We start from the raw sequence: 223 nt of genomic DNA, 5'->3' as shown, positions 1-223 counted from the left end.
ATTATACCCGTTAAAACAAAAGTTTAAGACCATCACGTTCGATAACGGTTTGGAGTTCGCAGATCATGAAATCATCGGTGAAGAATTAGAAACCCAAATTTACTTTGCTCATCCTTATTCGCCTTGGGAAAGAGGGATCAATGAGAATATCAATGGGTTAATCAGACAATACTTTCCAAAGGGAACCAATTTTAATGAAATCTCTGATCAGGAAATAAATTTT

At 35.0% G+C, this 223-nt stretch carries 1 protein-coding gene; it reads left to right on the top strand.

The genetic code is table 11. From position 1 onward, the window contains the following. Positions 1–223 (top strand): IS30 family transposase (locus tag ABR397_RS24410; RefSeq protein ID WP_350307931.1); only part of this gene is annotated, 223 nt, incomplete at both ends.

Source organism: Photorhabdus viridis, from assembly GCF_040256935.1.
GTDB classification, from domain to species: domain Bacteria; phylum Pseudomonadota; class Gammaproteobacteria; order Enterobacterales; family Enterobacteriaceae; genus Photorhabdus; species Photorhabdus viridis.
The sequence above is the reverse complement of the archived record's forward strand: the minus strand, read 5'-3'. Positions and strand labels throughout refer to the sequence as shown.